Here is a 21508-nt window from a genome sequence, read left to right as displayed (position 1 = left end):
CGTGGGCCGGCGCCGTCTGCTTGATACAACTATCCCACGATGGGACGACGGGGACATGTCCAGCAACGTGCAATCGTAAGCCGAAGTTTCCGATGCTGCGACGCAATATCCATTGCGCCCGCGCAACCCGACGCCGGATTTTTCCGTTCCGTCCCTTTGCGTGCCCTGCTCCGCCCCCGCCCGCCTAGCGCGCGTCCAGATCGGCGTCGGCCTTGGTCAAACGGTTACGGTATACCGCCGCGCGCATCAGCAGCATCGCCGTCACCGGCGACGAGACGATCAGCAGCAGTGTAATGATCACTTCATGAAACACCGGCCGCGACGACAGCGCCGAAAACACCAGGATCGACGCGGCCAGCACGCAGCCGCAGCCCATGGTGTTGCCCAGCGTCGGCGCATGGATGCGGGCGTAGAAAGTGCGAAAGCGCAGCAGGCCGGCCGAGCCGGTCAGCGCCAGCAGGCCGCCCAGCACCAGCAGGATGCTGGCCGGAATGCTGGCCCACAGGGGAAGGGTTTCGATCATGGCTCGATCACCTCGCCGCGCAACAGGAAGCGCGCCATGGCCGTGGACCCCACGAAGCCGAACAGCGCGATCAGCAGCGCGATGTCGAAGTAGACCGGCGTGCCCGAACGGATGCCGAACACCAGCATGGTCAGCATGCCGTTGATGTAGAGCGTGTCCAGCGCCAGCACGCGGTCCTGCGCGGTGGGGCCGCGCAACAGGCGGATGGTGGCGAACACCATGCCCAGCGCAAAGCACACCAGGGCAAAGGACGCCGCCCAATACAGTATGGCGTTCATTCGAATATCTCCATCAAGGGGCGCTCATAGCGGTCCTGCACCAGGCGCACCCAGTCTTCCTCGTTCTGCAGGTCGAGCACGTGCAGCTTGAGACGGTGGTCGTCGGTCAGTTCGACCCAGACGGTGCCGGGCGTGTAGGTGACGATGCAGGCCAGCATGGCCAGGCCGTGCGGGTCGCGCATGGTCAGGGGGATCTTGATGAACCCGGGCGAAAAATCGTTGGGCCGCGGGTTCAGGATGAGCTTGGCGACCGCGACGTTGGACTTGATGATGTCCGCGGTCACGTGCAGGAACAGCGGAATCGCCTTCCACAGTCGCCGCGGCTTGGCGTGCAGCGGACGCAGGCGCGACGCGGCCCAGGTGAACCACAGGGCCAGCGCCACGCCCAGCGCGATCTGGCCGGCCGAGAGGCTTTCGTTCAGCACCAGCCACAGGACGAACAGGAACACCGGCAGGAAAAGGAAATACAGACGGCGCATCAGCTGCCTCCTTGCGCGGCGCGCACCGTCTGCGCGGACATGACGGCATCGATGTAGCTCTTGGGCTGGTCCAGCGAACGCGCGGCGTCGTCCAGGTAGGCCGACACCGGGCCCGCGCCCGCCGCCAGGCCCACGCACAGCAGCAGCAGGACGGCCACCGGCCCGGCTTCGATCACCCGCAGGCGCGGCGTGCTGCGGTCGTCGCTGGCCCAGAACACGCGGATGCCGGTGCGGCCCAGGCCGATCAGGCCCGCCAGGCCGGACACCAGCACCGCCGCCACCAGGATCCACGCGTCCATCGGCGGCGCCGATTCATTGGCGGCGGAAACCGCCGCCGACAGCAGCGAGAACTTGGCCACGAAACCCGACAGCGGCGGCAGCCCGGTCACCAGCAAGGCGCAACAGATGAATGCCAGCCCCAGGAAAGCCATGGCTGCCGGGATGGCGACGCCGACCACGTCGTCGGAACGATTCACCGACGTCGGGTCGTCCAGGTCGAAGGCGTCCAGCGTCACCGCCAGCACGTTGGCGCCGAAGCTGCGGGTGCGCTCGATCAGCTCGGCCAGCAGGAAGAAAGCGCCCGTGGTCAGCACCGAACTGATCAGGTAGAACAGCGCCGGGCCCGTCAGCGTCACCCCCGGCATGCCCAGCGCCGTCAGCAGCGTGCCGGCCGAGACGATGACGCAATACCCCACCATCTTCTCGAGCTGCTGCGTGGCCAGCAGGCCCAGGCCGCCGAACAGCAGCGTGGCCAGGCCGGCCGCGAACATCCAGTCCAGGCTGAACGCGGCCGGCGCGCCGCTGGGCAGCAGCAGCGAACCGATGCGCAGCAGCGCGTAGATGCCGACCTTGGTCATGATCGAGAACATGGCCGCGATCGGCGCGCCGGCCGAGCCGTAGCCCTTGACCAGCCAGAAGTTCAACGGCCACGCCCCCGCCTTCACCAGGAAGGCCACGCCGAGGATGGCGGCGCCGGCCTCGAACAGCATGCGGTCCGAACCGGTCAGGTTGCCGGCGCGCAACGCCAGGTCGGCCATGTTGAGCGTGCCGCTCACGCCATAGATCAGCGCGATGCTGATCAGCAGCAGGAACGAGGCCACCAGGTTGACGGCGATGTACTGCAGGCCGGCGCTGACGCGCGCCACGCCCGAGCCGTGCAGCAGCAGCCCATAGGACGCGGCCAGCAGCACTTCGAAGAACACGAACAGGTTGAACAGGTCGCCCGTCAGGAAGGCGCCGTTCAGGCCCATCAGCAGGAACTGGAACAGCGAATGGAAGTGCACCCCGGCGCGGTCCCAGCGCGCCAGCGCGTAGGTCAGCGTGGCCAGGCCCAGCACCGCGGTCAGGGTCAGCATGACCGCGGCCAGGCGGTCCACCACCAGCACGATGCCGAACGGCGCGGGCCAGTCGCCCACCAGGTAGACGCCGACGCCGTCCGGCCAGACGCCCGGCACGACGCCGCCGGCGACCGCCAGCAACGCAATGGCGGCGGCCAGTTGCGCCAGCGTCGACACCATGGCGATGGCGCCGCGCGCGTAGCGGCTGGTGTCGGCCAGCAACAGCATCACGGCGCCGGCCAGCAGCGGCGTGATGATGGGCAGGATGGGAAGATGTTGCAGCCAGAAACTCAAGATTGGGACTCCCGTCCATCGACGTGGTCGGTGCCCGTCAAGCCGCGCGAAGCCAGCAGCACCACCAGGAACAGCGCGGTGGTGGCAAAGCCGATCACGATGGCCGTCAGCACCAGCGCCTGGGGCAGCGGATCGGCATACCAGGAAGGATCATGGGCCATGGCCGGGTCCACCACCGGCGGACGGCCCGAGGTCAGGCGGCCCATGCCGAAGATGAACAGGTTGACCGCGTAGGAGACCAGCGACAGGCCCATGATGAACTGGAAGGTGCGCGGCCGCAGCAGCAGCCAGACCCCCGAGCCCGCCAGGACGCCGATCGCGACGGCGTAAATCAATTCCATCAGGCTTCCCCCGTTTGTGCGGCGGCCGCCTGGCTTTCGGCGGCTGCCTTGCGTTGCGCGCGCAGCGATTGGTGAGCCAGCGCCACCAGCACCAGCACGGTGGATCCGACCACCAGCATGTAGACGCCCAGGTCGAACAGCAACACGCTGGACAGGTGCACGTGGCCCACCAGCGGCAAGGCGATGTCCCAGGCCAGCGCGGCCAGGAACGGCTTGTAGGCCAGCCAGGCGGCCACCGCCGCCGTTCCGGCGAACAGCAGGCCGATGCCGATCCAGTTCTGCGGGTTCAGGCGGCTGCGCGACTCGACCCAGTAGACCCCGCCCACCATGTATTGCAGGATCACGGCGGTGGCGAAGATCAGGCCGCCGACGAAGCCGCCGCCCGGCTGGTTGTGGCCGCGCAGCAGGAAATACACCGAGATCAGCGCCGCGGTCGGCAGCAGCAGGCGCACCAGCACCGTGGGCACCATCATCGGGCCGGTCGGCACCACCGACTTGATGTCGGGCGCGGCCGGCACCGGGCCGTCCTGGTCGATCTGCTGGCGCGGCAGGTCGGCGCTCTCGGGCGCCGGGCGGAAGCGGCGCAGCAGCGCATAGACCGTCAGCGCCACGATGCCCAGCACGGTGATTTCGCCAAAGGTATCGAAGCCGCGGAAGTCCACCAGGATCACGTTGACCACGTTGGTGCCGCCGCCATCGGGCAGCGCGCGGTCGACGAAATACGAGGAGATGGTCTCGCCCTGCGGCCGCACCAGCACGGCATAGGCCAGCGCCGCCATGCCGGTGCCGGCGGCGGTGGCCAGCAGCAGGTCGCGCAGGCGGCGGCCACGGGCCCGCAGCGTCGCGCCCAGGCCTTCGTCCTCGTCCTGCGCGATGCGGCGCGGCAGCCAGCGCAGGCCCAGCAGCAACAGCACCACGGTCACCACTTCGACCGACAGTTGCGTCAGCGCCAGGTCGGGCGCCGAGAACCAGACGAACGTGAGACAGGTCACCAGGCCCGCGCCGCCGGCCAGCGCCAGCGACGCCAGGCGGTGGTACTTGGCCTGGTAGGCGGCCGCCACGGCGCACACGCAGCCCACCAGCCACAACAGGGCGAACGCCGGGTCCACCGGGGCCGGGCGGCCGGTGCCGTCCAGCCAGCCGCCCGCGCGCAGCGGCAGCCAGGCCACGAACAGCGTGCCCAGCACGATCAGCACCATCTGCACCTGCAGGCGCGACGAAGCCAGCCAGCGCAGCAACCAGGCGGCCGCGACGCTGGAACCGTCCAGCAGCGCCTCGAACGAGCGGCGGCCATCCAGGCGGTAGATGAACGGCACCCGGCCCGGATTGGCGCGCTGGTGCGCGCGCAGCGCCAGGTACAGGATCACGCCCGCGGTCATGGCCACGAAGCTCATCACCAGCGGCAGGTTGACGCCGTGCCAAACGGCCAGGCTGTATTCAGGCATGTCAGCGCCCAGGATGCTGCGCGCCGCCGTGGCCAGGAACGGGCCCAGGGTCACGCCCGGCAGGATGCCCACCACCAGGCACATCAGCACCAGCAGGCCGCTGGGCACCAGCATCCAGCCGGGCGGCTCGTGCGGGGCGCGCGGCAGGTCGGTGGCCGGCGGGCCGAAGAACACCTGCAGGATGAAGCGCAGCGAATAGGCCACGCTGAAAGCCCCCGCCACCGTGGCCGCCAGCGGCAGGCCGGTGCGCGTTATCCAGTCGCCGCTGACGAAGGTGGTCTCGGCGAAGAACATTTCCTTGGAGATGAAGCCGTTGAGCAGCGGCACGCCCGCCATCGAGGCGGCGGCCACCATGGCCAGCGTGGCCGTGATCGGCATGGCCTTGTACAGCCCCGACAGGCGGCTCAGGTCGCGCGTGCCGGTTTCGTGGTCGACGATGCCCGCCGCCATGAACAGCGAGGCCTTGAAGGTGGCGTGGTTGACCATGTGGAACACCGCCGCCACCAGCGCCAGCGAGCTGTTCAGCCCCAGCAGCAAAGTGATCAGGCCCAGGTGGCTGATGGTCGAGTACGCCAGCACGCCTTTCATGTCCTGCTGGAAGATGGCGGCATAGCCGCCCAGCACCAGGGTGATCAGGCCGGCGCCGCCAATGATCCAGAACCATTCGTCGGTGCCCGCCAGCACCGGCCAGAAGCGCGCCAGCAGGAACACGCCGGCCTTCACCATGGTGGCCGAATGCAGGTAGGCCGACACCGGCGTGGGCGCCGCCATGGCATTGGGCAGCCAGAAGTGGAACGGGAACTGCGCGCTCTTGGTCAGCGCCCCCAGCGCCACCAGCACCAGCACGGCGGGATACCAGGGGTCGGCGCGCACCAGGTCGCCGGCGGCCAGCACCCGGTCCATGTCGTAGCTGCCGACGATGTGCCCCAGGATCAGCACCCCGGCCAGCAGGCACAGCCCGCCGGCGCCGGTCACCGTCAGCGCCATGCGCGCGCCGCGGCGGGCATCGAGGCGGTGATGCCAATAGGCGATCAGCATGAACGAGGCCAGGCTGGTCATTTCCCAGAACATGACCAGCTGGATCAGGTTGCCCGACAGCACCACGCCGAGCATGGCGGCCATGAAGGCCTGGAAGAACGAGAAAAAGCGCGGCACCGGGTCTTCCGGCGACATGTAATAGCGCGCGTACAGCACCACCAGCGCGCCCATGCCCGAGACGATCAGGGCGAACAACCAGGCGTAGCCGTCCATGCGCAGGGTGAATTGCAGCCCCAGCGCGGGCGCCCAGGGCATGTCGGCGCGGATCACGCCGCCATCGGCCACCTGCGGATACAGGCTGGCGACCAGAACCACGCACACCAGCGCGATGATGCCCGCCAACCAGGCCTCGGCGTTGCGGGCGTTGGAAGGCAGCAGCGCGGCGCACAGGCTGCCGGCAAACGGCAGAGCGAGGATCAGTATCAGCGACATGGCGTTCCGAGAATGTCCGGGCCCCCTCCCGCCAGCGCGGCAGCGAGAGACGAAACGAACCGGGGATTGAAAAACGGACGGAACCCTGGCCCGGTGCGTCGCTGCACTACACGTTGCCCCGCGGGGACTTCGACCAACGCCCCATTGAACGGCGCAGACAGAAACAAACGCAATAGCTTTATTGCAAGACCGGCCAAGAATCTCATCCGAAAAATATCAGATTCTTGTAAGTTATGCAGAGATTTATGCACGTACCGAGGGGATGACGACATGTTCGATGCGCATTCATTACGCACCCATGATGCCCCCGTTTTCGTTCAAGTTATTGTCAGCATACGTTTTTTAGCCACAACTTCGCCGATCAGGGCCTTTTCTGCGCGGCATCAAATACCCCATGCGATGCAGGGGGAATCCCGATTGACCGGGGTGGTGTAACTGTGTGGAATGGCGCCCACGAAGCGTCGGCCAGGCCCGCATCCGCGCCCGGCGCGCTTCACCGACGCCGGCCATCGAAGCCGGCCGGCTCGGATTCAATAATATGGAGAAGACTCTTGACCGTGCTGTCCCAAGCCAAGGCCGCCCTGGCCACCGCCCTCGCCGGCCTCTGTCTCAGCGGCGCCGCGCAAGCCGCTGACGCCTACCCGAACAAACCCATCCGCCTGATCGTGCCGTTCGCGGCCGGGGGCACCACCGACATCGTCGCCCGTGTGGTGGCCGAAGGCCTGGGCCGTGAACTCGGCCAGGCCGTGGTGGTGGAAAACCGCGGCGGCGGCGGCGGCTCGATCGGCGCCGACGCGCTGGCGCGCTCCACCCCGGACGGCTACACCCTGGGCGTGGCCACCGTCAGCACCATGGCCACCAACCCCGCCACCAATCCCAAGACCCCCTACAACCCGCTCAAGGACTTCGCGCCCATCACCAATATGGTGAATGTGCCCAACGTGCTGACCGTCAATCCCGCGGTGCCGGCCAAGTCGGTGGCGGAGTTCGTCGCCCTGCTCAAGGCCAACCCCGGCAAGTACAGCTACGCCTCGTCGGGCGCCGGCGGCATCGGCCACCTGGACGGCGAACTGTTCAAGTCGCTGACCCAGACCGACATGGTGCACGTACCCTATCGCGGTTCGGGCCCGGCCCTGAACGACGTGATCGCCGGCCAGGTCAACGCCCAGTTCGACAACCTGCCCTCGTCCATGCCGCACATCCAGGCCGGCAAGCTGCGCGCCCTGGCCATTGCCGCGCCCAAGCGCCTGCCCGCCCTGCCGGACGTGCCGACCTTCGCCGAAGGCGGCCTGCCGGAAATGGACAATATGGCCTGGTACGGCCTGGTCGCGCCCGCCGGCACGCCCCAGGCGGTGATCGACCGCATCCACGATGCCACCGTCAAGGCGCTGAAGGATCCCAAGATCGCGCAACGCCTGGCCGACGGCGGCTCGCTGGTCGACGGCAACACGCCGGCCGAATACGCCGCCCAGATCAAGCGTGAACTGGAGCTGCGCCAGCGCATCGCCAAGGAACGCAACATCCAGTCGAGCAACTGAGGCTTGCCGCAAGGCATTGCCGCGTAGCCGGCGGGCAGGCTCCCTGTCCGCCGCTCCCCCCGCGCCGCAGGCTGGCAGCGTGGGGGCCGGATCAGCGGATTCGGACCATTCGGACGAGGCGCCCGCGACACATCGGCGGATGGCGGGCGCGGGCTCTGCTACCATTTCGCCCGTGCGAACCGATTTTTCCCGCCTCTCCGACGCCGCCTGCGTCCTTTGCGCCCTGCGCTCGACCCTGTTGAGCTCGCAGGAAGTCGCCGCGCGTTCCGCCTACGCGCGCTCCAAGCCCGGCTAAGCGCCCGCCTCCCCTCCCTTCCGTCTCGTCCGTACCGGCCGCCGCCGGCCGCCAGCACGTCCGTACGTCCCCATGTCGTGCGCACCGCCAGGCGCCAGGCCGGCCGCCGCAACCGCCTCGCCGAATGGCCGGGCGGTTTTCGCCACATGTTTCGTCCGCGCGCCGGCTTCGTCCGGCGGGCGGCGCCACGCCTTGATCGCCACCGAGCCATGCAACTCACCAAGAAATTCGTCAAAGCCAAGAATCCCTGCGCGGGAGGCTACAAATGGTTCCTGCGGGACCACAACGGACAGGGGGACTACCAGGCCGTCCTCGATGCCCTGGTGGCCGACGGGCGCGTGGGCGACGCCTGCTGGCTGCTGGACCAGTTCGGGCCGACCGACGCAGTGCTGAAGCTGGACACGCTCGACGCGCAGGCCATCGTCTTTGCCGGCACGCTGGAGGTGCGCATGGGCATCAACGTCGACAGCGTGGTGCGCGCCGGCCGCAGCATCATCACCGGCGGCGGCATTCGCGCCGGGGAATCCATCGTTGCGGGCGAGAACATCACCGCCGGCGCCAACATCGCCAGCGCCGGCGACCTGCGCGCGGGCGGCGACGTTTCCGCCGAATGGGGCATCGAGGTCGCCACCCTGCTGGACTGCCGCGGCAACGTGCGCGCCAAATGGGACATCTGCGCCGGCCAGGACCTGGCCGTGACCGGCCACCTGCGGGCCGGGCAGGACGTGCAGGTGCAAGGCGCCCTCAAATGCGGCCAGGGAATCAAGGCCGGCGGCGGCGTCCAGGCCGCCAAGGACATCGATGCCGCCTGCGGCATCCAGGCGGGCGCCACCATTGCCTGCGGCGGCCACCTGGCCGCGGGGTGGGGCCTGATCGCAGGCGAAGACATCCGCGCCGACGGCTCGATCCGCGCCGGCGAAGGCGTGCATGCCGAGGGCTGCATCCAGGCGGGCGACGGCCATGGCGTCTATGCCGGCCTGAATGTGCGCCTGGACGCCTGGGCGGTCTGCGCCCGGGTCCAGGCGCGCGAGCGCCCGGCGCAACTGGTCAGCGGCCACTGGGCCGGCCAGGAAGAAACCGCGCACGCGTAGCGCGGGGGATATTAGCTCCCAGGCTGCGCGGCCGGCGCCCGCAGCACCAGCATCAAACCCAGCAGGATTCCCGCCATGCCGCCCAGGCTCAGCAGCGACAGCCGGTTGCCGAGCACCAGGTAATCCAGCGCCGCGGTGCCCGCCGGCACCAGGTAGAACAGGCTGGTGACGTTGACCAGGTTGCCGGACTGGATCATGCGGTAGAACAACAGCGTCGCGCCGACCGAGATCACCAGGCCCATCCACAGCAGCGGCAGGATGAAGCCCACGCTCCAATCCGCATGCAGCGGCTGGAACGGCGCGAACAGCAGGCACAGCGCCAGGCTCACCACGTACTGCAGCGGCATCACGTCCATCGGCGCCTGGCGCACGCGCTTTTGCAGGATGGCGCCGACCGTCATGCTGGCCAGCGCCGCGAACGCGAAAGCCATGCCGGCCACCGAGAAACGCGCCATGCCGATGCTCTGGAACATCACCATCGCCAACCCGCACAGGGCCAGCAGCAGGCCCGCCAGCCGCATGGGCGGAAAGCGGCGCTCCAGCAGGGCCAGGGTCAGGATGGGTTGCGCCCCCAGCAGCGTGGCCAGCACGCCCGGCGTGATGCCATGGTCCAGCGCCAGCAGATAGCAGATGGAATAGCTGCCGATGAGCAGCAGCCCGGTCAGCGCGACGATACCGCGCGTGCCCGGCGCGGGCAGCCAGCGCCGCCGCCCCGCGCAGATCAGCAGCAACACCGCCAGGGCCAGAATGAAGCGGAGCAGCAGGAAGCCGAAGGCCGAGGCATGCGCCAGGCCCCATTTGGCGAAGATCGCGCCGCCGCTCCACAGCAGCACGAACAAGGAGGTGGAGCCGTAGGCGGCCCACGCATTGCGATTTGAAGACATGAGAATTTCTACCTGTCGAATATGGAACAGGCTCCCGCGGCGTGCGCGCGTCTTGCGAAGCGCGGAACGAATCAGGCATGGACGCGCGGCGGGCGGACGCAGACGCGTCGGCGCATCAGCGCGGCGGATCCAGGCGATAAAGCGGGAGCGGGAGGTGTGCGGCGGTCAGCCGACGACGGCGGCCACGGGCGGATAGGCGCCCACGACGCCGGCGACGACATCGCACGGCGGCGGCGGAGCAGCCGGCGGCGATACGACCGTCGAGACGACAGGAGAAACCACGGGAGAGGACACGCCATGCCGCAGGCTTGCGCGCAGGCCGGCGCCGGCTGCGCGGGCAGCGAACGCGGATTCGGCGGAAGGCGTGAAGTCGGGCATGTGAAACGCGTCGGGTTCGGTGATGAACCCGCGTAGCCTACCGGCGCGGCGCCCAGGCGTCAAGCGCCGATGCGACGCTGCTCGACGCCCAGGTCGCGCCAGGCCTCGCCATGGCAGGTGAACATCAGGATCTGGTGGCGCGTGGCGGCATCGAACAGCGCGCGCTTCATCAGGTCGCGGCGGCCGTCGTCGGTGTGCACCAGGGCGTCGTCCAGCAACAGCAGCGTGGGACGCCCCGCCTCGCGCAGCAGGTCGGCGTAGGCAAAGCGCGCCAGGATGCCCAATTGCTCGCGCGTGCCGAAGCTGAGCGCGTCCAGCGGGTCCTCGCCGCCGGCACGCTGCAGGGCGGCAGGCAACAGCGCTTCGTCCAGGCGCAGCGCCGATTCGGGGAACAGCAGCGCCAGGTAGTGGCTCAGACGGCGGGCCAGCGGCGCCTGCAGGCGCTGGGTGGCGGCGTCGCGTTTGCCGGCCAGCAAGGTGGACAACAGCTCAAGCGCCTGCGCGCGGCGCTGGAACTCATCGCGGCGGCGCTGCAGGCGTTCGCAGGCGGCCTCGGCTTCGGACAATCGTTCGCCCAGGCCTTGCGCGCCGGCCTGCTCCAGCTTGCCCAGCAGTTGCTGGATCTCGCTGTGGCGCCTGTGCTGGGCGTCGCGTTCGATGGCGGCGGATTTCTCGTAGCGTTGCGCGTCCTGCTCCAGCAATTCGGGGCGCAGCGCTTCCAGCGCGGCCTGCGCCTGATGCAGGCGTTGTTCGAGCAGGTCGTGGCCGTTGCGGGCCTCGGCCAGGCGGCCGGCACGATCCTGGCGCTGCGCCGCGCGTTCGGGCGATTGCAGGTCGGCGCCGCGCGCGGCGGCCTGGGTTTCGAGCAGTTGGGCGCGGGCGCCGTCGGCATCCAGGGCGCGCTGGACCGCCGCCAGGGCCTGCTCGGCTTGCGCGGCGCTGGCTTCGGCATCGCGCAACGCCTGGCGCGCGGCCGGCGGATCGACGTCGTCGGCCTCTGCCGCCGGGGGCAGCAGTGCCAGCCGTTCGGCCAGTTGCGCGCGCCGCGCCTGCGCTTCGTTGCGCTGGCCGCGCAGCGCGTCCACGCCCTTGGGCGCATGGATCGCCAGCGTCTTGCGCATGGCGTCCAGCTCGCGCTGCAAGGCGATGCCGCGCGCGTGGCGTTCCTCGGCCTCGGCCGCGTGGGCCGCGCCCAGGCGCGCCAACAAGGCGGCGCTGGCGGCCTGCATCTGCGCCAGTTCGCGCTTGAGCGCCGGCAGGTCCTGGCCGCCCGGTTCGATGCGCAAACGCCCCAGGCCGGGCAATTCCAGTTCGGCCGCGGCGGTCAGCAGCAACTCGCCGTTGCCGGCCAGCGCGGCGCCGTCCAGCCGGGCCTCGCGGCCCGCGTCGAACGCATAAGACAGGCGCGTGGCAATGGCCTGCTGGCGCAGTTGCAGGTCGCCCAGCGCGCGCTCGCTCTTGCGCAGGGCCTGGATATCGGCGTCGGCGATTTCGATGCGCACCGCTTCGGCCTTCAACGTCGAGCCCTGCTCGATCAGGCGGGTGGCTTCTTCCAGCGCGCCGTCCAGGCGTTCGATGTCGCGCGCCAGCTGGTCGAGTTGCTGCTGCAGATCGCGCCGGTCGGCCACCGCCTGCACCGCCGCGACCCGCTGGCGCGCCTGCTCGGCGGCGGCAACGTGCGTATCCCGGAGCCGCCGGGCGCGGGCCAGCGGCTCCTGCGCCTCCTGGACGGCGGCGCGGGCGGCCTGCGCCTGCGCCACCAGGGCCTGCAGCTCGGTTTCGTCCTGCTGGTCGCGGCGCACCTGCTCCTGCAGCACCGCGAGGGTCTGCGCGGCCTGGCGCTGCTCGCGCTGCAGCCCTTCGAAGGCTTCGCGTTCCTTGGCCACGGCCGCGAGCCGGGCGCGCGCCTCGGCCGCGCGCGCCTCGAGATCCTTCCAGGGTTGGCCGGCCTCGGCGCGCGCATGCTCGGCGCGCAGCGCCGCCAGCCGGTCGACGTCGGCGTCGAGCTGGGCCTTGGCCTGGGCGCATTGGTCGCGCTCGGCCTGGGCGGCGGCGAGCGCGTCCTCGGCGTCCTTGTAGACGCCCTTGGGGCGGCCGTTGCGCGCATCCAGCAAGCTGGCGCGCTCGGCGGCCACGCGTTCATAGAGCCGGTCGCCGTCGCCGGAGGCCAGCTCGCCGGACAACTGCGTCAGGGCCTCGCGCAAATGGCCGCCGGCATGGCCGGCCGCGGTTTGCAGGTTCTGGCCGTCGCCCTGCTGGATCCACAGCAGGCCCGGCACGCCGGCCAGGTCGGGCTTGCTCTGGCCGCGCGCGGCCAGTTCGAAGCCCAGCAATGCGGCCAGCGTGTTCTCGGCTTCCTCGCCTTCCAGCCGTTGCGCGCCGTTGTCGATCAGCAGCTCGCAGCGGGCGCGCGACAGGAAATACTTCTTCAGTTGGTAATCATGGCCGCCATGGCTGAACGCCAGCTCGACGCCGGGACGGGCGCCGCTCTCGCCGCGCGGCGCCAGGTCGGACACGGTGCGGGTGCTGTAGCGTTCCAGGAACGCGGCGCGGATGGCCGCGGCCACGGTGCTCTTGCCGGCCTCGTTGGGACCCACGAACAGGTTCAGGCCATCCTGCAGGCCATCCAGCACCAGGGGCTGGCGGAACTTGCGGAATTCTTCCAGGGCGATGCGCGTGAGCTTCATTGCGCGCCTCCCGCGGCGGTGCCTTCGCGTTGGAAGCGCAGCAGCAGCCGCAAGGCCTCGCCGGCCACCGCCGCCTGCTCGGGATCGGCCTGCATGGCCTGCAATTGCGTCGCCACTTCGCCGACGTAGCCGCTGGCGCCCAGTTGCGCCAGGTCGGCGTCATCGGGTTCGAGCAGCAGGCCGGAAAAGTCCGGCAGCACCGCCCTCGCCTGCGCCGCGGCCTGGTCCACGGCGCGTTGCAGCGCCTCCCAGGTCGGCACGTTGACGTGGCCCTGCAGCTCCAGCCGCAGCACGTCCTCGGCGCGCAGCGCCGCCAAGCGCTCGGCCAGCGCCTGGGCGTCGGTCGGCAGGCTCAGCGTTTCGGTCCAGGCCGACCAGCGGTACTTGCCGGTGGCCACGCGCTCGACCTGCGGCGTGGCGCCGGGCGCGGCGATGCGCACGTCCAGCACGTAGCCGGGTTCGTTGCCGCGAAAGCGGTCCTGTTCGGGCGTGCCGGCGTACCAGGTGCGTTCGTCGATGGACAGGCAGCCGTGCCAGTCGCCCAAGGCCAGGTATTCCAGCCGCGCGCGGCTGGCGCGATCGGGAGCGATGGGGTTGGTGGCGTCGATGGTGTCCGGCAGGCGCCCGGCCACGCTGCCATGGGCCAGGCCCACGCGGATGCGACCCGGTTCGGACTCCATGGCGTCGAAGGCCTGGGTGACGTCGTCGTAGGTATGGCGCTGGGTCAGCGGCGCGGCCAGCACCGCGAGGTTCTGCGCCGCCAGGTCGACCACGCCGGGGCGCGGCGGCACCCGCACATTGGGCGGAATGCAGCCCAGTTGCGCGGCGCGGCTCCAGACGCTGTCGGCCAGCGCCGCGTCGTGGTTGCCGGCGATCATGACCCAGGGGCCGGCATAGGCGGCCAGCGCCGCGAACAGGCGGCGGATGGTACGGTCGGACACGCCCTGCGTATCGAACACGTCGCCGGCCACCAGCACCGCGTCGACCTGGCGCTCGGCGGCCAACGCGGCGATGCGCGCCACGGCATCGAAGCGGGCCTCGGCCAGCAAGGCGGCGTCATCGGTTTCGAACTGGCCGTACTGGCGGCCGATCTGCCAATCGGCGGTGTGCAGGAAATGGGTCATGCGGGGATTGTAGAGGCCGGCGGCGGCCGCCAGGAACATCGGCAGGGCGCAAGCTGTCGCAAAAGCATCCGCCCGCGCCCCGACGGAACAACGGCCCGGCCGGCATTGTGCGCCGGGCGGGCCGTCGAGACGCCGGCTTTTGGCCGGCGCCGAAGGAAACGCGTGCGGGGATCGGGCCGGACTCAGGCGCCCTTGCCGCCCAGCACCAGCGGCCGTTCGGCCGGGGCGTGGCGGTCGTAGCGCGACAGCGCCAGGCCGTCGGTGCGGATCTGCGGACGCTGGCCCAGGACCTGGTCGGCCACCAGCTTGCCGGAGCCGCAGGCCATGGTCCAACCCAGCGTGCCGTGGCCGGTGTTCAGGAACAGGTTGCCGTAGCGGGTCGGGCCGACCACGGGCGTGCTGTCCGGCGTCATCGGGCGCAGGCCGGTCCAGAACTCGGCGCGGGCCACGTCGCCACTGCCCGGGAACAGGTCATTGACCACCAGCTCCAGCGTCTTGCGGCGCGCGTCCTTCAGGCGCAGGTCGAAGCCCGACAGCTCGGCCATGCCGCCGACGCGGATGCGGTCGTCGAAGCGGGTGACGGCGATCTTGTAGGTTTCGTCCAGGATGGTCGAGACCGGCGCGGCGGCCTCGTCCTTCATGGGGATGGTGAGCGAATAGCCCTTGACCGGGTACACCGGCAGGTCCAGGCCGAGCGGCTCCAGGAAGCCGCGCGTATAGCTGCCGAACGCGGCGACGTAGCGGTCGGCCGTCAGGACCTCGTTGCCGACGCGCACGCCGGTCACCTGGCCGCCGGCGGTGTTCAGGCCGGTGACGGACTGGTTGTAGCGGAACTCCACGCCCAGCGCCGCGGCCATTTCGGCCAGGCGGGTGGTGAACAGGCGGCAGTCGCCGGTTTCGTCGTTCGGCAGGCGCAGGCCGCCGGCCAGTTTGTGCAGGGAACGCGCCAGCGCCGGCTCGGCGGTGACCAGGCGGTTGCGGTCCAGCAGCTCGTAGGGCACGCCGACCTCTTCCAGCACCGCGATGTCGCGGCGCGCGGCTTCCATCTGCGCCTCGGTGCGGAACAGCTGCAGCGTGCCGCGGGCGCGCTCTTCATAATGGATGCCGGTGTCGGCGCGCAGCTCGCGCAGGCAATCGCGGCTGTACTCGGCCAGGCGCAGCATGCGTTCCTTGTTGACCGCGTAGCGCTCGGCCGAACAGTTGGCCAGCATCGCCGCCATCCACTTCAGCTGGTACAGGCTGCCGTCCAGGCGGATCGCCAGCGGCGCGTGCTTCTTGAACAGCCACTTGATGGCCTTGAGCGGGATGCCAGGCGCGGCCCAGGGCGTGGAATACCCCGGCGACACCTGGCCGGCGTTGGCGTAGCTGGTCTCCTGGGCGGCGCCGGGCTGGCGGTCCAGCACCGTCACTTTGGCTCCCTGGCGGGCCAGATAATAGGCGGTGGTGGTGCCGATGACGCCGCTGCCGAGGACGATGACGTGCATGATTCTTTCCGAAGTTTGGATTTGGTCAGGAATTTCGGTAGTCTATGAGCCTCATGACAGTGAAAATCACTGAAGATTTTCATTGGGCAGTGCTTTTTCCCGGCCAACCCTGTTTTTTTACCCGTCCGAAGTGAAATGCGCGACCTTGATCGTATCGACCTGAAAATCCTGGATATCCTGCAGCGCGAAGGCCGTATTTCCGTCACCGAACTGGCCGAGCGTGTCAGCCTGTCGGCCACGCCCTGCTCCGACCGGATCAAGCGCATGGAACGCGAAGGCGTGATCTCCGGTTACCATGCGCGCGTCAATCCGGCGGCGCTCGGCAAGAACCTGCTGGTGTTCCTGGAGATCAAGCTCTCGGCCAAGTCGGGCGACGTGTTCGACAAGGTCAAGAAAGAACTGCTGTACGTGCCCGAGGTCATGGAATGCCACCTGGTGTCGGGCGATTTCGACTACCTGGTCAAGGCCCGCCTGACCGAAATGAATGAATACCGCCGCCTTCTTGGCGAAATCCTCAAGCGCCTGCCCGCGTCGGCCGAATCCCGCAGCTATGTGGTGATGGAGGAGATCAAGGAGACGCTGTTCCTGCCCGTCGACCGGTAGCAATTCCCGCGTCTTGTTACCGGCAGGCGCGCCACCTGCTGCTATGCTGCGGCCCTCCCTGTCCGCGCCCGGCGCCCGCCCCGGTCCCGCTGACCTGGCCCCGATTTCTTTGCCCCGTGACTCTATGACCCGTCTCTACAAGTACTTCTTCCGCGGATTGATCACCGTCCTGCCGCTGGCGTTGACGATCTACCTGCTCTACATCTTCCTGGCCTGGACCGAGGCGGTGGCGCTGACCTTCCTGCGCCCGTTCATCGGCGGCTTCTACTTCCCCGGCCTGGGCCTGCTGCTGGGCATCCTCGGCATCCTGGCGATCGGCTACCTGGTGTCCAAGGAACGCGTCAAGCGCGTGATGGCGTTGCTGGAAATGCCTTTCACCAACCTGCCGGTGGTCAAGAGCATCTATTCGTCGCTCAAGAGCTTCGCCGACTACTTCTCGCCCAGTTCCAAGGCCACCGCCCAGCAGGTGGTGATCCTGCGCGTGCCGGGCCAGCAATTGGAGCTGGTCGGCCTGGTGACGCGCCGCAACCTGGAAGGCCTGCCGGAAGGCTTCACGCAGGGCGAGCGCGTGGCCGTGTACCTGCCGATGGGCTATATGATCGGGGGCTACACCGTGTTCGTGCCGCAGGAATGGGTGCAGCCGATCCAGATGTCGGTCGAGGAAGCCATGCGCTCGTCGCTGATCGCCTGGATGGCGCGCGCCGAAACCCCCAGCGGCCGCCCCGTGGCGCCGGCCGACGTGCCGCCGATGCCGCCCGCCCCGCCGGCTCCGCCCGCTGGCGGCAATGTCCCCGGCGGCCGGGCCTGAACCGCCCGCTCCTCATTCAACGCCCGTCCGTTCCATGCCCATCATCGAATTCACGCTTGCCGAAGGCAGCCCCTTTATTGAAGTCAACCAACTGCTCAAGGCCACCGGGGTCTGCGACAGCGGCGGCGCCGGCAAGATGCTGGTGGCCGAAGGCCACGTAAGCGTGGGCGGGGTGGTCGAAAGCCGCAAGACGGCCAAGATCCGTCCCGGCCAGATCGTCACCTGCGGCGACGTCCGTATCGTGGTGCGCGCGCCATGAAGTTCAGGATGTCGCAGAACTCCATCTTCGCGGTGCTGCTGCGCTCGCCGTGGTGGATGAGCGCCGGCGTGGCGCTGCTGCTGTCGGTCGGCGGTTTTGCCGCGTTGCCGTTGGAGTATGCGGCGATGGGCGTGTTTGCCGCGGTGCCGTTCGCCGTGATCGCCATCATGGCGGCCTACAAGCAGTTGCGCGCGCCGTCGGGCGCGCGCGTCGAGGCCGTGGCGCAGGCCGCCGCGGCCATGTCGTGGCAGCAGTTCGCCGCCACGGTCGAGGCCGGTTTTCGGCGCGACGGCTGCGAGGTCGAACGGCTGCAAGGGCCAGGCGCCGATTTCGCCTTGACCAAGGATGGCCACGTCGCCATGGTCGGCGCCAAGCGCTGGAAGGCCGCGCGCGTCGGCGTCGAGCCGTTGCGCGAACTGCAGGCCGCGCGCGAAAAGCGCGGCGCGCGCGAAGCCATCTATATCGCCTTGGGCGAGGTGTCCGACAACGCGTTGCAGTACGCCCGCGCCCAGGGCGTGTCGCTGATGACGGCGCCGGAACTGGCCAAGCTGCTGCGCGACCTGAAACCCTGACCCGCGGCGCCGGGCCGCGCGCCCGGTCGCCGATCCCCGCCGCCGCGGGCGCAATGCCCGGCGGCGCGGATGCCAACCTCGGAGGACCTGCCGCATGATTCCTCGCCTGCTGGCCGACGCCGTCCTGATCGTGCACGGCCTGTTCGTCGCCTTCGTGGTGTTCGGCGGCCTGCTGGCGCTGTGGCGCTGGCGCGTGGCCTACCTGCACCTGCCGGCGCTGGCCTGGGGCGCGATGGTCATCGGCATGGGCTGGGTCTGCCCGCTCACCCCGCTGGAAGTCTCGCTGCGGCAGCAGGCCGGCCAGCAAGGCTATGCCGGCGGCTTCATCGAACACTACGTGCTGGCGCTGATCTACCCGGACGGCCTGACGCGCGGCATCCAGATCGCGCTGGCGCTGCTGCTGGTCGTTGGCAACCTCGTCATCTACACCCTCTGGGCGCGCCGCCGCCTGGCCCGCCGCGCCCGCGCGCTGGGCGCCTGAATCCTGGACACGACATCCCATGAGCTTCCTGAAGAAACTGCTCGGCAAGCAAGCCGCCCCCGCCGATGAATGCGCCGCGCCCGCGGCCGATGCGGCGTCGGTTCCCGAACCGATTTCCGAACCCATTTCCGAACCCATTTCCGAACCCGACTCCGAGCCGGCCTCCGCGCCGGACAGCCAGGCCGACATGATCCGCGCCTACGACGCCTATGGCCGCGAAATCTTCGTGCCGCGCGACCAGTGGCGCGACAACGTGCTGGCCGGCGCCGTCGAGCGCCACTGGGACGACCCCGACTCGCTCGCCGGCCTGATCATCCAGTCGCTCGGCGACGGCTTCATCGATGAAATGGTCAGGCCCGCCGACCGACTGGTCGAACTGCAGCCGGGCGCCGAGCGCGGCGTGGTGCTGCAGGCCATCGTCTACATGAAGACCGGCCGGCTCGACGACGCCGAACGCGTGCTGCGGGATTTCATGGCCGCGCACGGCGAGACCGGCATCGTCCTGACCAACCTGGCCAAGATCCAGGACGAGCGCGGCGACGAGGCCGGCGCCCTGGCCACGCTGTGGCATGCGCTGAAGCTGGATCCCAACCAGGATAACGGCCTGGGCTGGTACGAGGCCATCCACCGCGAACACGGCGGCGATGCCGCCGGCGTGGCCGCCATGCGCAAGGTTGCCGCCCTGCCCGGCAGCTGGCGCGCGCAGTTGTGGCTGGCGCACGGCGAACTGGGCGCGCACAACCTGTCCGGCGCGATCGCGATGTATGAAGAGTCGTTGGCCCGCGCCGGCACGCCCGCGCCCGCCGACCTGCTGGCGCAGATGAGCGGCGACCTGGGCAACGCCGGCGCGATCGAGCCGATCGTGCAACTGGCCGGGCCGCGCTTCGATGCCGCGCTGCACGGCATCCAGGTAGGCAACAACCTGATCCGCGCCTACGTCGAACTGGGCCGGCCCGACCAGGCCCGCGCCATCCTCGACCAGCTCTACGCGCAGCAGCGCCCCGACTGGAAGGACAACCTGGCCTATTGGGACACCGAACTGGCGCGCGCCGCGCTGGGTGACGGCGCCACCGAACCGGCGCAGATGCGGCTGGCGATGCTGCTGGGCCGCGGCCCGGTCTGGCTGACGCCCGACTCGCCCGCCGCGGCGCTGTTCACGCCGGTGACGCCCGACCGTCCGCTGGTGTCGTTCCTGGGCGGCTCGGCCGAGATCGGCGCCGCGCCCGAGCGCGCCGAGCGGCAACTGGCCGACGCCACCGGCCGCCTGAGCCGCGCGCTGCCGCTGTACTTCAACGAACAACTGGCGCTGCGCTGCGGCCTGCGCACGCAGACGCTGGTGCCGTGGCTGACCGAACCGCATCCCGGCTTCCTGCTGAGCGGCGCGGCCTGGGACGACACCGATGCCATCGGCTACGCGCAGCAATGCGAGACGCAGAGCGATTACGTGGTGATCTCGCACCTGGTCACCGTGGCCGAACCGTGGCGCGCCGAAGTGCGCGTGGTGCGCACCGAGGACGCCGAATGCATCGGCGCCCTGTCGGCCGAATTCCCGATGGCCGATCCCACCGCCGCGCTCCAGCGCCTGACCGAGGAACTGGTGGCGCTGGTGGGCCGAGCCACCGCGCAGGCGCCGCTGACGGCGCCGGACAACTACACGGTGCCCGACGGCGCGGCCTTCCCGTACTACCTGCTGCGCCTGGAACAGCTGCTGGCGGTGCGTTGCAACGGCGCCAATCCGGACCAGCCGGGCCAGCTCAATGGCGAACGCGAAATCCTCGACGGCAACCTGCGCCAGTGCCTGGACTTTCCGCGCAGCGTCAATGCGCGCCTGCTGCTGGCGCAGACGGTGCGCGCCATGAAGAAGGTGCGGCCGGATGTGGCGGCCGAGTTCGAGGAAAGGATTGCGCGGCTGCAACGCGAGCAGCCACTGGAAGCGTCGGCGCAAGCCGCGGTGCAGGCCTTGCTGGACTGATCGCGCGCTTCTACAGGGCGCGCGCGATCACCAGCCGCTGGATGTCGCTGGTGCCTTCGTAGATCTGGCACACGCGCACGTCGCGGTAGATGCGTTCCACCGGAAAGTCCGCCAGGTAGCCGTAGCCACCAAGCGTCTGGATCGCGGCCGAGCAGACCTTCTCGGCCATCTCGGAGGCGAACAGCTTGGCCATCGAGGCCTCGGTCAACGCCGGCCTGCCGGCCTCGCGCAACGCCGCCGCGTGCAGCACCATCTGGCGCGCCGCGTGGATCTGCGTGGCCATGTCGGCCAGCCGGAACGACACCGCCTGGTGCTCCATGATGGGCTTGCCGAAGGCCTGGCGGTCACGGGCGTAATCGCGCGCGCATTCGAACGCCGCGCGCGCCATGCCGACCGACTGCGAGGCAATGCCGATGCGCCCGCCCTCCAGGTTCGACAGCGCGATCTTGTAGCCCTCGCCCTCCTCGCCCAGCCGCCACGCGGCGGGAATGCGCATATCCTCGAAGGCGATCTGGCAGGTGTCCGACAGATGCTGGCCGAGCTTGTCCTCGACCCGCACCACCTGGTAGCCCGGCGTGTCGGTCGGCACGATGAAGGCCGAGATGCCGCGCTTGCCCGCCTGCGGATCGGTGACCGCGAACACGATCACCAGTTGGCCCGTGCGGCCCGAGGTGATGAACTGCTTGGCGCCGTTGAGCACGTAGTGGTCGCCGTCGCGCACCGCGCGGGTGCGCAGGCTGCTGGCGTCGGAGCCGGCCTGTGGCTCGGTCAGCGCGAAACCGCCGATGGCGGCGCCCGTGGCCAGCGGCCGCAGGAACTGGTCTTTCTGCGCGTCGCTGCCGTACTTCAGGATCGGCATGCAGGCAACCGAATTATGCACGCTCATGATGGTCGAGCAGGCGCCGTTGCCAGCCGCGATCTCCTCGAGCGCCACGGCGTATGACAGGTAGCCGCTGGCGTTGCCGTCCCATTCCTCCGGCACCAGCATGCCGAAAAATCCCAGGTCGGCCATCTCGCGGATGGCGTCGGCCGGATAGTGGTGTTCGCGGTCCCAGCGCTCGGAATTGGGCGCCAGGCGTTCCTGCGCGAAACGGCGCGCCATGTCCTGGACGCTGAGCTGTTCTTCGGTCAATAGCATGTTCGATGTCTCCTGGTCGGGCAGTGC

The 21508-nt window shown here is 69.5% G+C and carries 20 protein-coding genes; 8 read left to right on the top strand and 12 right to left on the bottom strand.

Annotation, left to right across the window (positions count from 1 at the left end):
- Nucleotides 1-184: 184 nt before the first annotated feature.
- Genes mnhG through AT699_RS12900 form a run of 6 tightly spaced genes read right to left on the bottom strand, consistent with a single transcriptional unit; the run spans nucleotide 185 to nucleotide 6167 of the window.
- The gene (mnhG, locus tag AT699_RS12925; RefSeq protein ID WP_006388137.1) at nucleotides 185-523 is read right to left on the bottom strand and encodes a monovalent cation/H(+) antiporter subunit G; all 339 of its coding nucleotides are present in this window, start codon (nucleotides 521-523) and stop codon (nucleotides 185-187) included.
- Nucleotides 520-801, bottom strand: coding sequence for a K+/H+ antiporter subunit F (locus AT699_RS12920; protein ID WP_006388136.1), 282 nt, complete (start codon nucleotides 799-801; stop codon nucleotides 520-522). The genes mnhG and AT699_RS12920 overlap by 4 nt, the downstream gene beginning before the upstream one ends.
- Nucleotides 798-1280 (bottom strand): Na+/H+ antiporter subunit E, encoded by a 483-nt coding sequence (locus tag AT699_RS12915; protein ID WP_006388135.1) that lies wholly within the window; start codon nucleotides 1278-1280, stop codon nucleotides 798-800. The genes AT699_RS12920 and AT699_RS12915 overlap by 4 nt, the downstream gene beginning before the upstream one ends.
- Complete coding sequence (locus tag AT699_RS12910; RefSeq protein WP_006388134.1) at nucleotides 1280-2911, bottom strand: monovalent cation/H+ antiporter subunit D; 1632 nt, start codon at nucleotides 2909-2911, stop codon at nucleotides 1280-1282. Before AT699_RS12910 ends, AT699_RS12915 begins: the two co-directional genes overlap by 1 nt.
- Nucleotides 2908-3252: a Na+/H+ antiporter subunit C gene (locus AT699_RS12905; RefSeq protein ID WP_006227452.1), complete on the bottom strand. Its 345-nt coding sequence runs from the start codon at nucleotides 3250-3252 to the stop codon at nucleotides 2908-2910. Before AT699_RS12905 ends, AT699_RS12910 begins: the two co-directional genes overlap by 4 nt.
- Nucleotides 3252-6167 carry a monovalent cation/H+ antiporter subunit A gene (locus tag AT699_RS12900; protein WP_024068713.1) on the bottom strand — a complete coding sequence of 972 codons (2916 nt, stop codon included), beginning with the start codon at nucleotides 6165-6167 and terminating at the stop codon, nucleotides 3252-3254. The genes AT699_RS12905 and AT699_RS12900 overlap by 1 nt, the downstream gene beginning before the upstream one ends.
- Nucleotides 6168-6718: 551 nt before the next feature.
- On the opposite strand from AT699_RS12900, the gene AT699_RS12895 reads away from it, so the two are divergent.
- Complete coding sequence (locus AT699_RS12895; protein WP_024068711.1) at nucleotides 6719-7705, top strand: Bug family tripartite tricarboxylate transporter substrate binding protein; 987 nt, start codon at nucleotides 6719-6721, stop codon at nucleotides 7703-7705.
- Between the two features lie 504 nt (nucleotides 7706-8209).
- Nucleotides 8210-9091, top strand: a complete 882-nt coding sequence (locus tag AT699_RS12890) for a hypothetical protein (protein ID WP_006388130.1) — start codon at nucleotides 8210-8212, stop codon at nucleotides 9089-9091.
- 11 nt (nucleotides 9092-9102) lie between these two features.
- On the opposite strand, the gene AT699_RS12885 is transcribed toward AT699_RS12890, so the two are convergent.
- From AT699_RS12885 to AT699_RS12865, 5 genes are all read right to left on the bottom strand, one after another.
- A complete protein-coding gene (locus AT699_RS12885; protein ID WP_006388129.1) occupies nucleotides 9103-9975 on the bottom strand; it encodes a DMT family transporter in 873 nt (290 codons plus the stop codon).
- 165 nt (nucleotides 9976-10140) lie between these two features.
- Entirely contained in the window at nucleotides 10141-10353 is a 213-nt protein-coding gene (locus AT699_RS12880; protein ID WP_024068709.1) for a hypothetical protein, read from the bottom strand.
- Between the two features lie 59 nt (nucleotides 10354-10412).
- Entirely contained in the window at nucleotides 10413-13040 is a 2628-nt protein-coding gene (locus tag AT699_RS12875) for an AAA family ATPase (protein ID WP_024068708.1), read from the bottom strand.
- Entirely contained in the window at nucleotides 13037-14164 is a 1128-nt protein-coding gene (locus AT699_RS12870; protein WP_054443560.1) for a metallophosphoesterase family protein, read from the bottom strand. The genes AT699_RS12875 and AT699_RS12870 overlap by 4 nt, the downstream gene beginning before the upstream one ends.
- 182 nt (nucleotides 14165-14346) lie before the next feature.
- Complete coding sequence (locus AT699_RS12865) at nucleotides 14347-15648, bottom strand: D-amino acid dehydrogenase (RefSeq protein ID WP_006385299.1); 1302 nt, start codon at nucleotides 15646-15648, stop codon at nucleotides 14347-14349.
- A 135-nt stretch (nucleotides 15649-15783) separates the two neighbouring features.
- Here AT699_RS12865 and AT699_RS12860 point away from each other — a divergent pair, with 135 nt between their 5' ends.
- The 6 genes from AT699_RS12860 (at nucleotide 15784) to AT699_RS31505 (ending at nucleotide 20343) form a co-directional block, all read left to right on the top strand.
- A complete protein-coding gene (locus AT699_RS12860; protein ID WP_006385298.1) occupies nucleotides 15784-16251 on the top strand; it encodes a winged helix-turn-helix transcriptional regulator in 468 nt (155 codons plus the stop codon).
- 124 nt (nucleotides 16252-16375) lie between these two features.
- The gene (locus AT699_RS12855; protein ID WP_024068706.1) at nucleotides 16376-17059 is read left to right on the top strand and encodes a DUF502 domain-containing protein; all 684 of its coding nucleotides are present in this window, start codon (nucleotides 16376-16378) and stop codon (nucleotides 17057-17059) included.
- 34 nt (nucleotides 17060-17093) lie between these two features.
- Nucleotides 17094-17318 (top strand): RNA-binding S4 domain-containing protein, encoded by a 225-nt coding sequence (locus AT699_RS12850; protein ID WP_024068705.1) that lies wholly within the window; start codon nucleotides 17094-17096, stop codon nucleotides 17316-17318.
- Nucleotides 17315-17890: a restriction endonuclease gene (locus AT699_RS12845; RefSeq protein ID WP_054443458.1), complete on the top strand. Its 576-nt coding sequence runs from the start codon at nucleotides 17315-17317 to the stop codon at nucleotides 17888-17890. Before AT699_RS12850 ends, AT699_RS12845 begins: the two co-directional genes overlap by 4 nt.
- Before the next feature lie 94 nt (nucleotides 17891-17984).
- A complete protein-coding gene (locus AT699_RS12840) occupies nucleotides 17985-18371 on the top strand; it encodes a DUF2784 domain-containing protein (protein WP_006384555.1) in 387 nt (128 codons plus the stop codon).
- Between the two features lie 19 nt (nucleotides 18372-18390).
- A complete protein-coding gene (locus AT699_RS31505; protein WP_024068703.1) occupies nucleotides 18391-20343 on the top strand; it encodes a tetratricopeptide repeat protein in 1953 nt (650 codons plus the stop codon).
- Between the two features lie 10 nt (nucleotides 20344-20353).
- On the opposite strand, the gene AT699_RS12830 is transcribed toward AT699_RS31505, so the two are convergent.
- Nucleotides 20354-21481 (bottom strand): acyl-CoA dehydrogenase family protein, encoded by a 1128-nt coding sequence (locus tag AT699_RS12830; RefSeq protein WP_006385295.1) that lies wholly within the window; start codon nucleotides 21479-21481, stop codon nucleotides 20354-20356.
- Nucleotides 21482-21508 lie beyond the last annotated feature (27 nt).

The organism is Achromobacter xylosoxidans, from assembly GCF_001457475.1.
GTDB lineage: Bacteria > Pseudomonadota > Gammaproteobacteria > Burkholderiales > Burkholderiaceae_B > Achromobacter > Achromobacter xylosoxidans.
This window is presented reverse-complemented; position numbering and strand designations above follow the sequence as displayed.

Bases quoted from the DNA above. Each gene is read 5' to 3' on its own strand.
- mnhG (WP_006388137.1), bottom strand. From the start codon at position 523: ATGATCGAAACCCTTCCCCTGTGGGCCAGCATTCCGGCCAGCATCCTG.
- AT699_RS12920 (WP_006388136.1), bottom strand. From the start codon at position 801: ATGAACGCCATACTGTATTGGGCGGCGTCCTTTGCCCTGGTGTGCTTT.
- AT699_RS12915 (WP_006388135.1), bottom strand. From the start codon at position 1,280: ATGCGCCGTCTGTATTTCCTTTTCCTGCCGGTGTTCCTGTTCGTCCTG.
- AT699_RS12905 (WP_006227452.1), bottom strand. From the start codon at position 3,252: ATGGAATTGATTTACGCCGTCGCGATCGGCGTCCTGGCGGGCTCGGGG.
- AT699_RS12900 (WP_024068713.1), bottom strand. From the start codon at position 6,167: ATGTCGCTGATACTGATCCTCGCTCTGCCGTTTGCCGGCAGCCTGTGC.
- AT699_RS12890 (WP_006388130.1), top strand. From the start codon at position 8,210: ATGCAACTCACCAAGAAATTCGTCAAAGCCAAGAATCCCTGCGCGGGA.
- AT699_RS12885 (WP_006388129.1), bottom strand. From the start codon at position 9,975: ATGTCTTCAAATCGCAATGCGTGGGCCGCCTACGGCTCCACCTCCTTG.
- AT699_RS12880 (WP_024068709.1), bottom strand. From the start codon at position 10,353: ATGCCCGACTTCACGCCTTCCGCCGAATCCGCGTTCGCTGCCCGCGCA.
- AT699_RS12875 (WP_024068708.1), bottom strand. From the start codon at position 13,040: ATGAAGCTCACGCGCATCGCCCTGGAAGAATTCCGCAAGTTCCGCCAG.
- AT699_RS12870 (WP_054443560.1), bottom strand. From the start codon at position 14,164: ATGACCCATTTCCTGCACACCGCCGATTGGCAGATCGGCCGCCAGTAC.
- AT699_RS12865 (WP_006385299.1), bottom strand. From the start codon at position 15,648: ATGCACGTCATCGTCCTCGGCAGCGGCGTCATCGGCACCACCACCGCC.
- AT699_RS12860 (WP_006385298.1), top strand. From the start codon at position 15,784: ATGCGCGACCTTGATCGTATCGACCTGAAAATCCTGGATATCCTGCAG.
- AT699_RS12855 (WP_024068706.1), top strand. From the start codon at position 16,376: ATGACCCGTCTCTACAAGTACTTCTTCCGCGGATTGATCACCGTCCTG.
- AT699_RS12850 (WP_024068705.1), top strand. From the start codon at position 17,094: ATGCCCATCATCGAATTCACGCTTGCCGAAGGCAGCCCCTTTATTGAA.
- AT699_RS12845 (WP_054443458.1), top strand. From the start codon at position 17,315: ATGAAGTTCAGGATGTCGCAGAACTCCATCTTCGCGGTGCTGCTGCGC.
- AT699_RS12840 (WP_006384555.1), top strand. From the start codon at position 17,985: ATGATTCCTCGCCTGCTGGCCGACGCCGTCCTGATCGTGCACGGCCTG.
- AT699_RS31505 (WP_024068703.1), top strand. From the start codon at position 18,391: ATGAGCTTCCTGAAGAAACTGCTCGGCAAGCAAGCCGCCCCCGCCGAT.
- AT699_RS12830 (WP_006385295.1), bottom strand. From the start codon at position 21,481: ATGCTATTGACCGAAGAACAGCTCAGCGTCCAGGACATGGCGCGCCGT.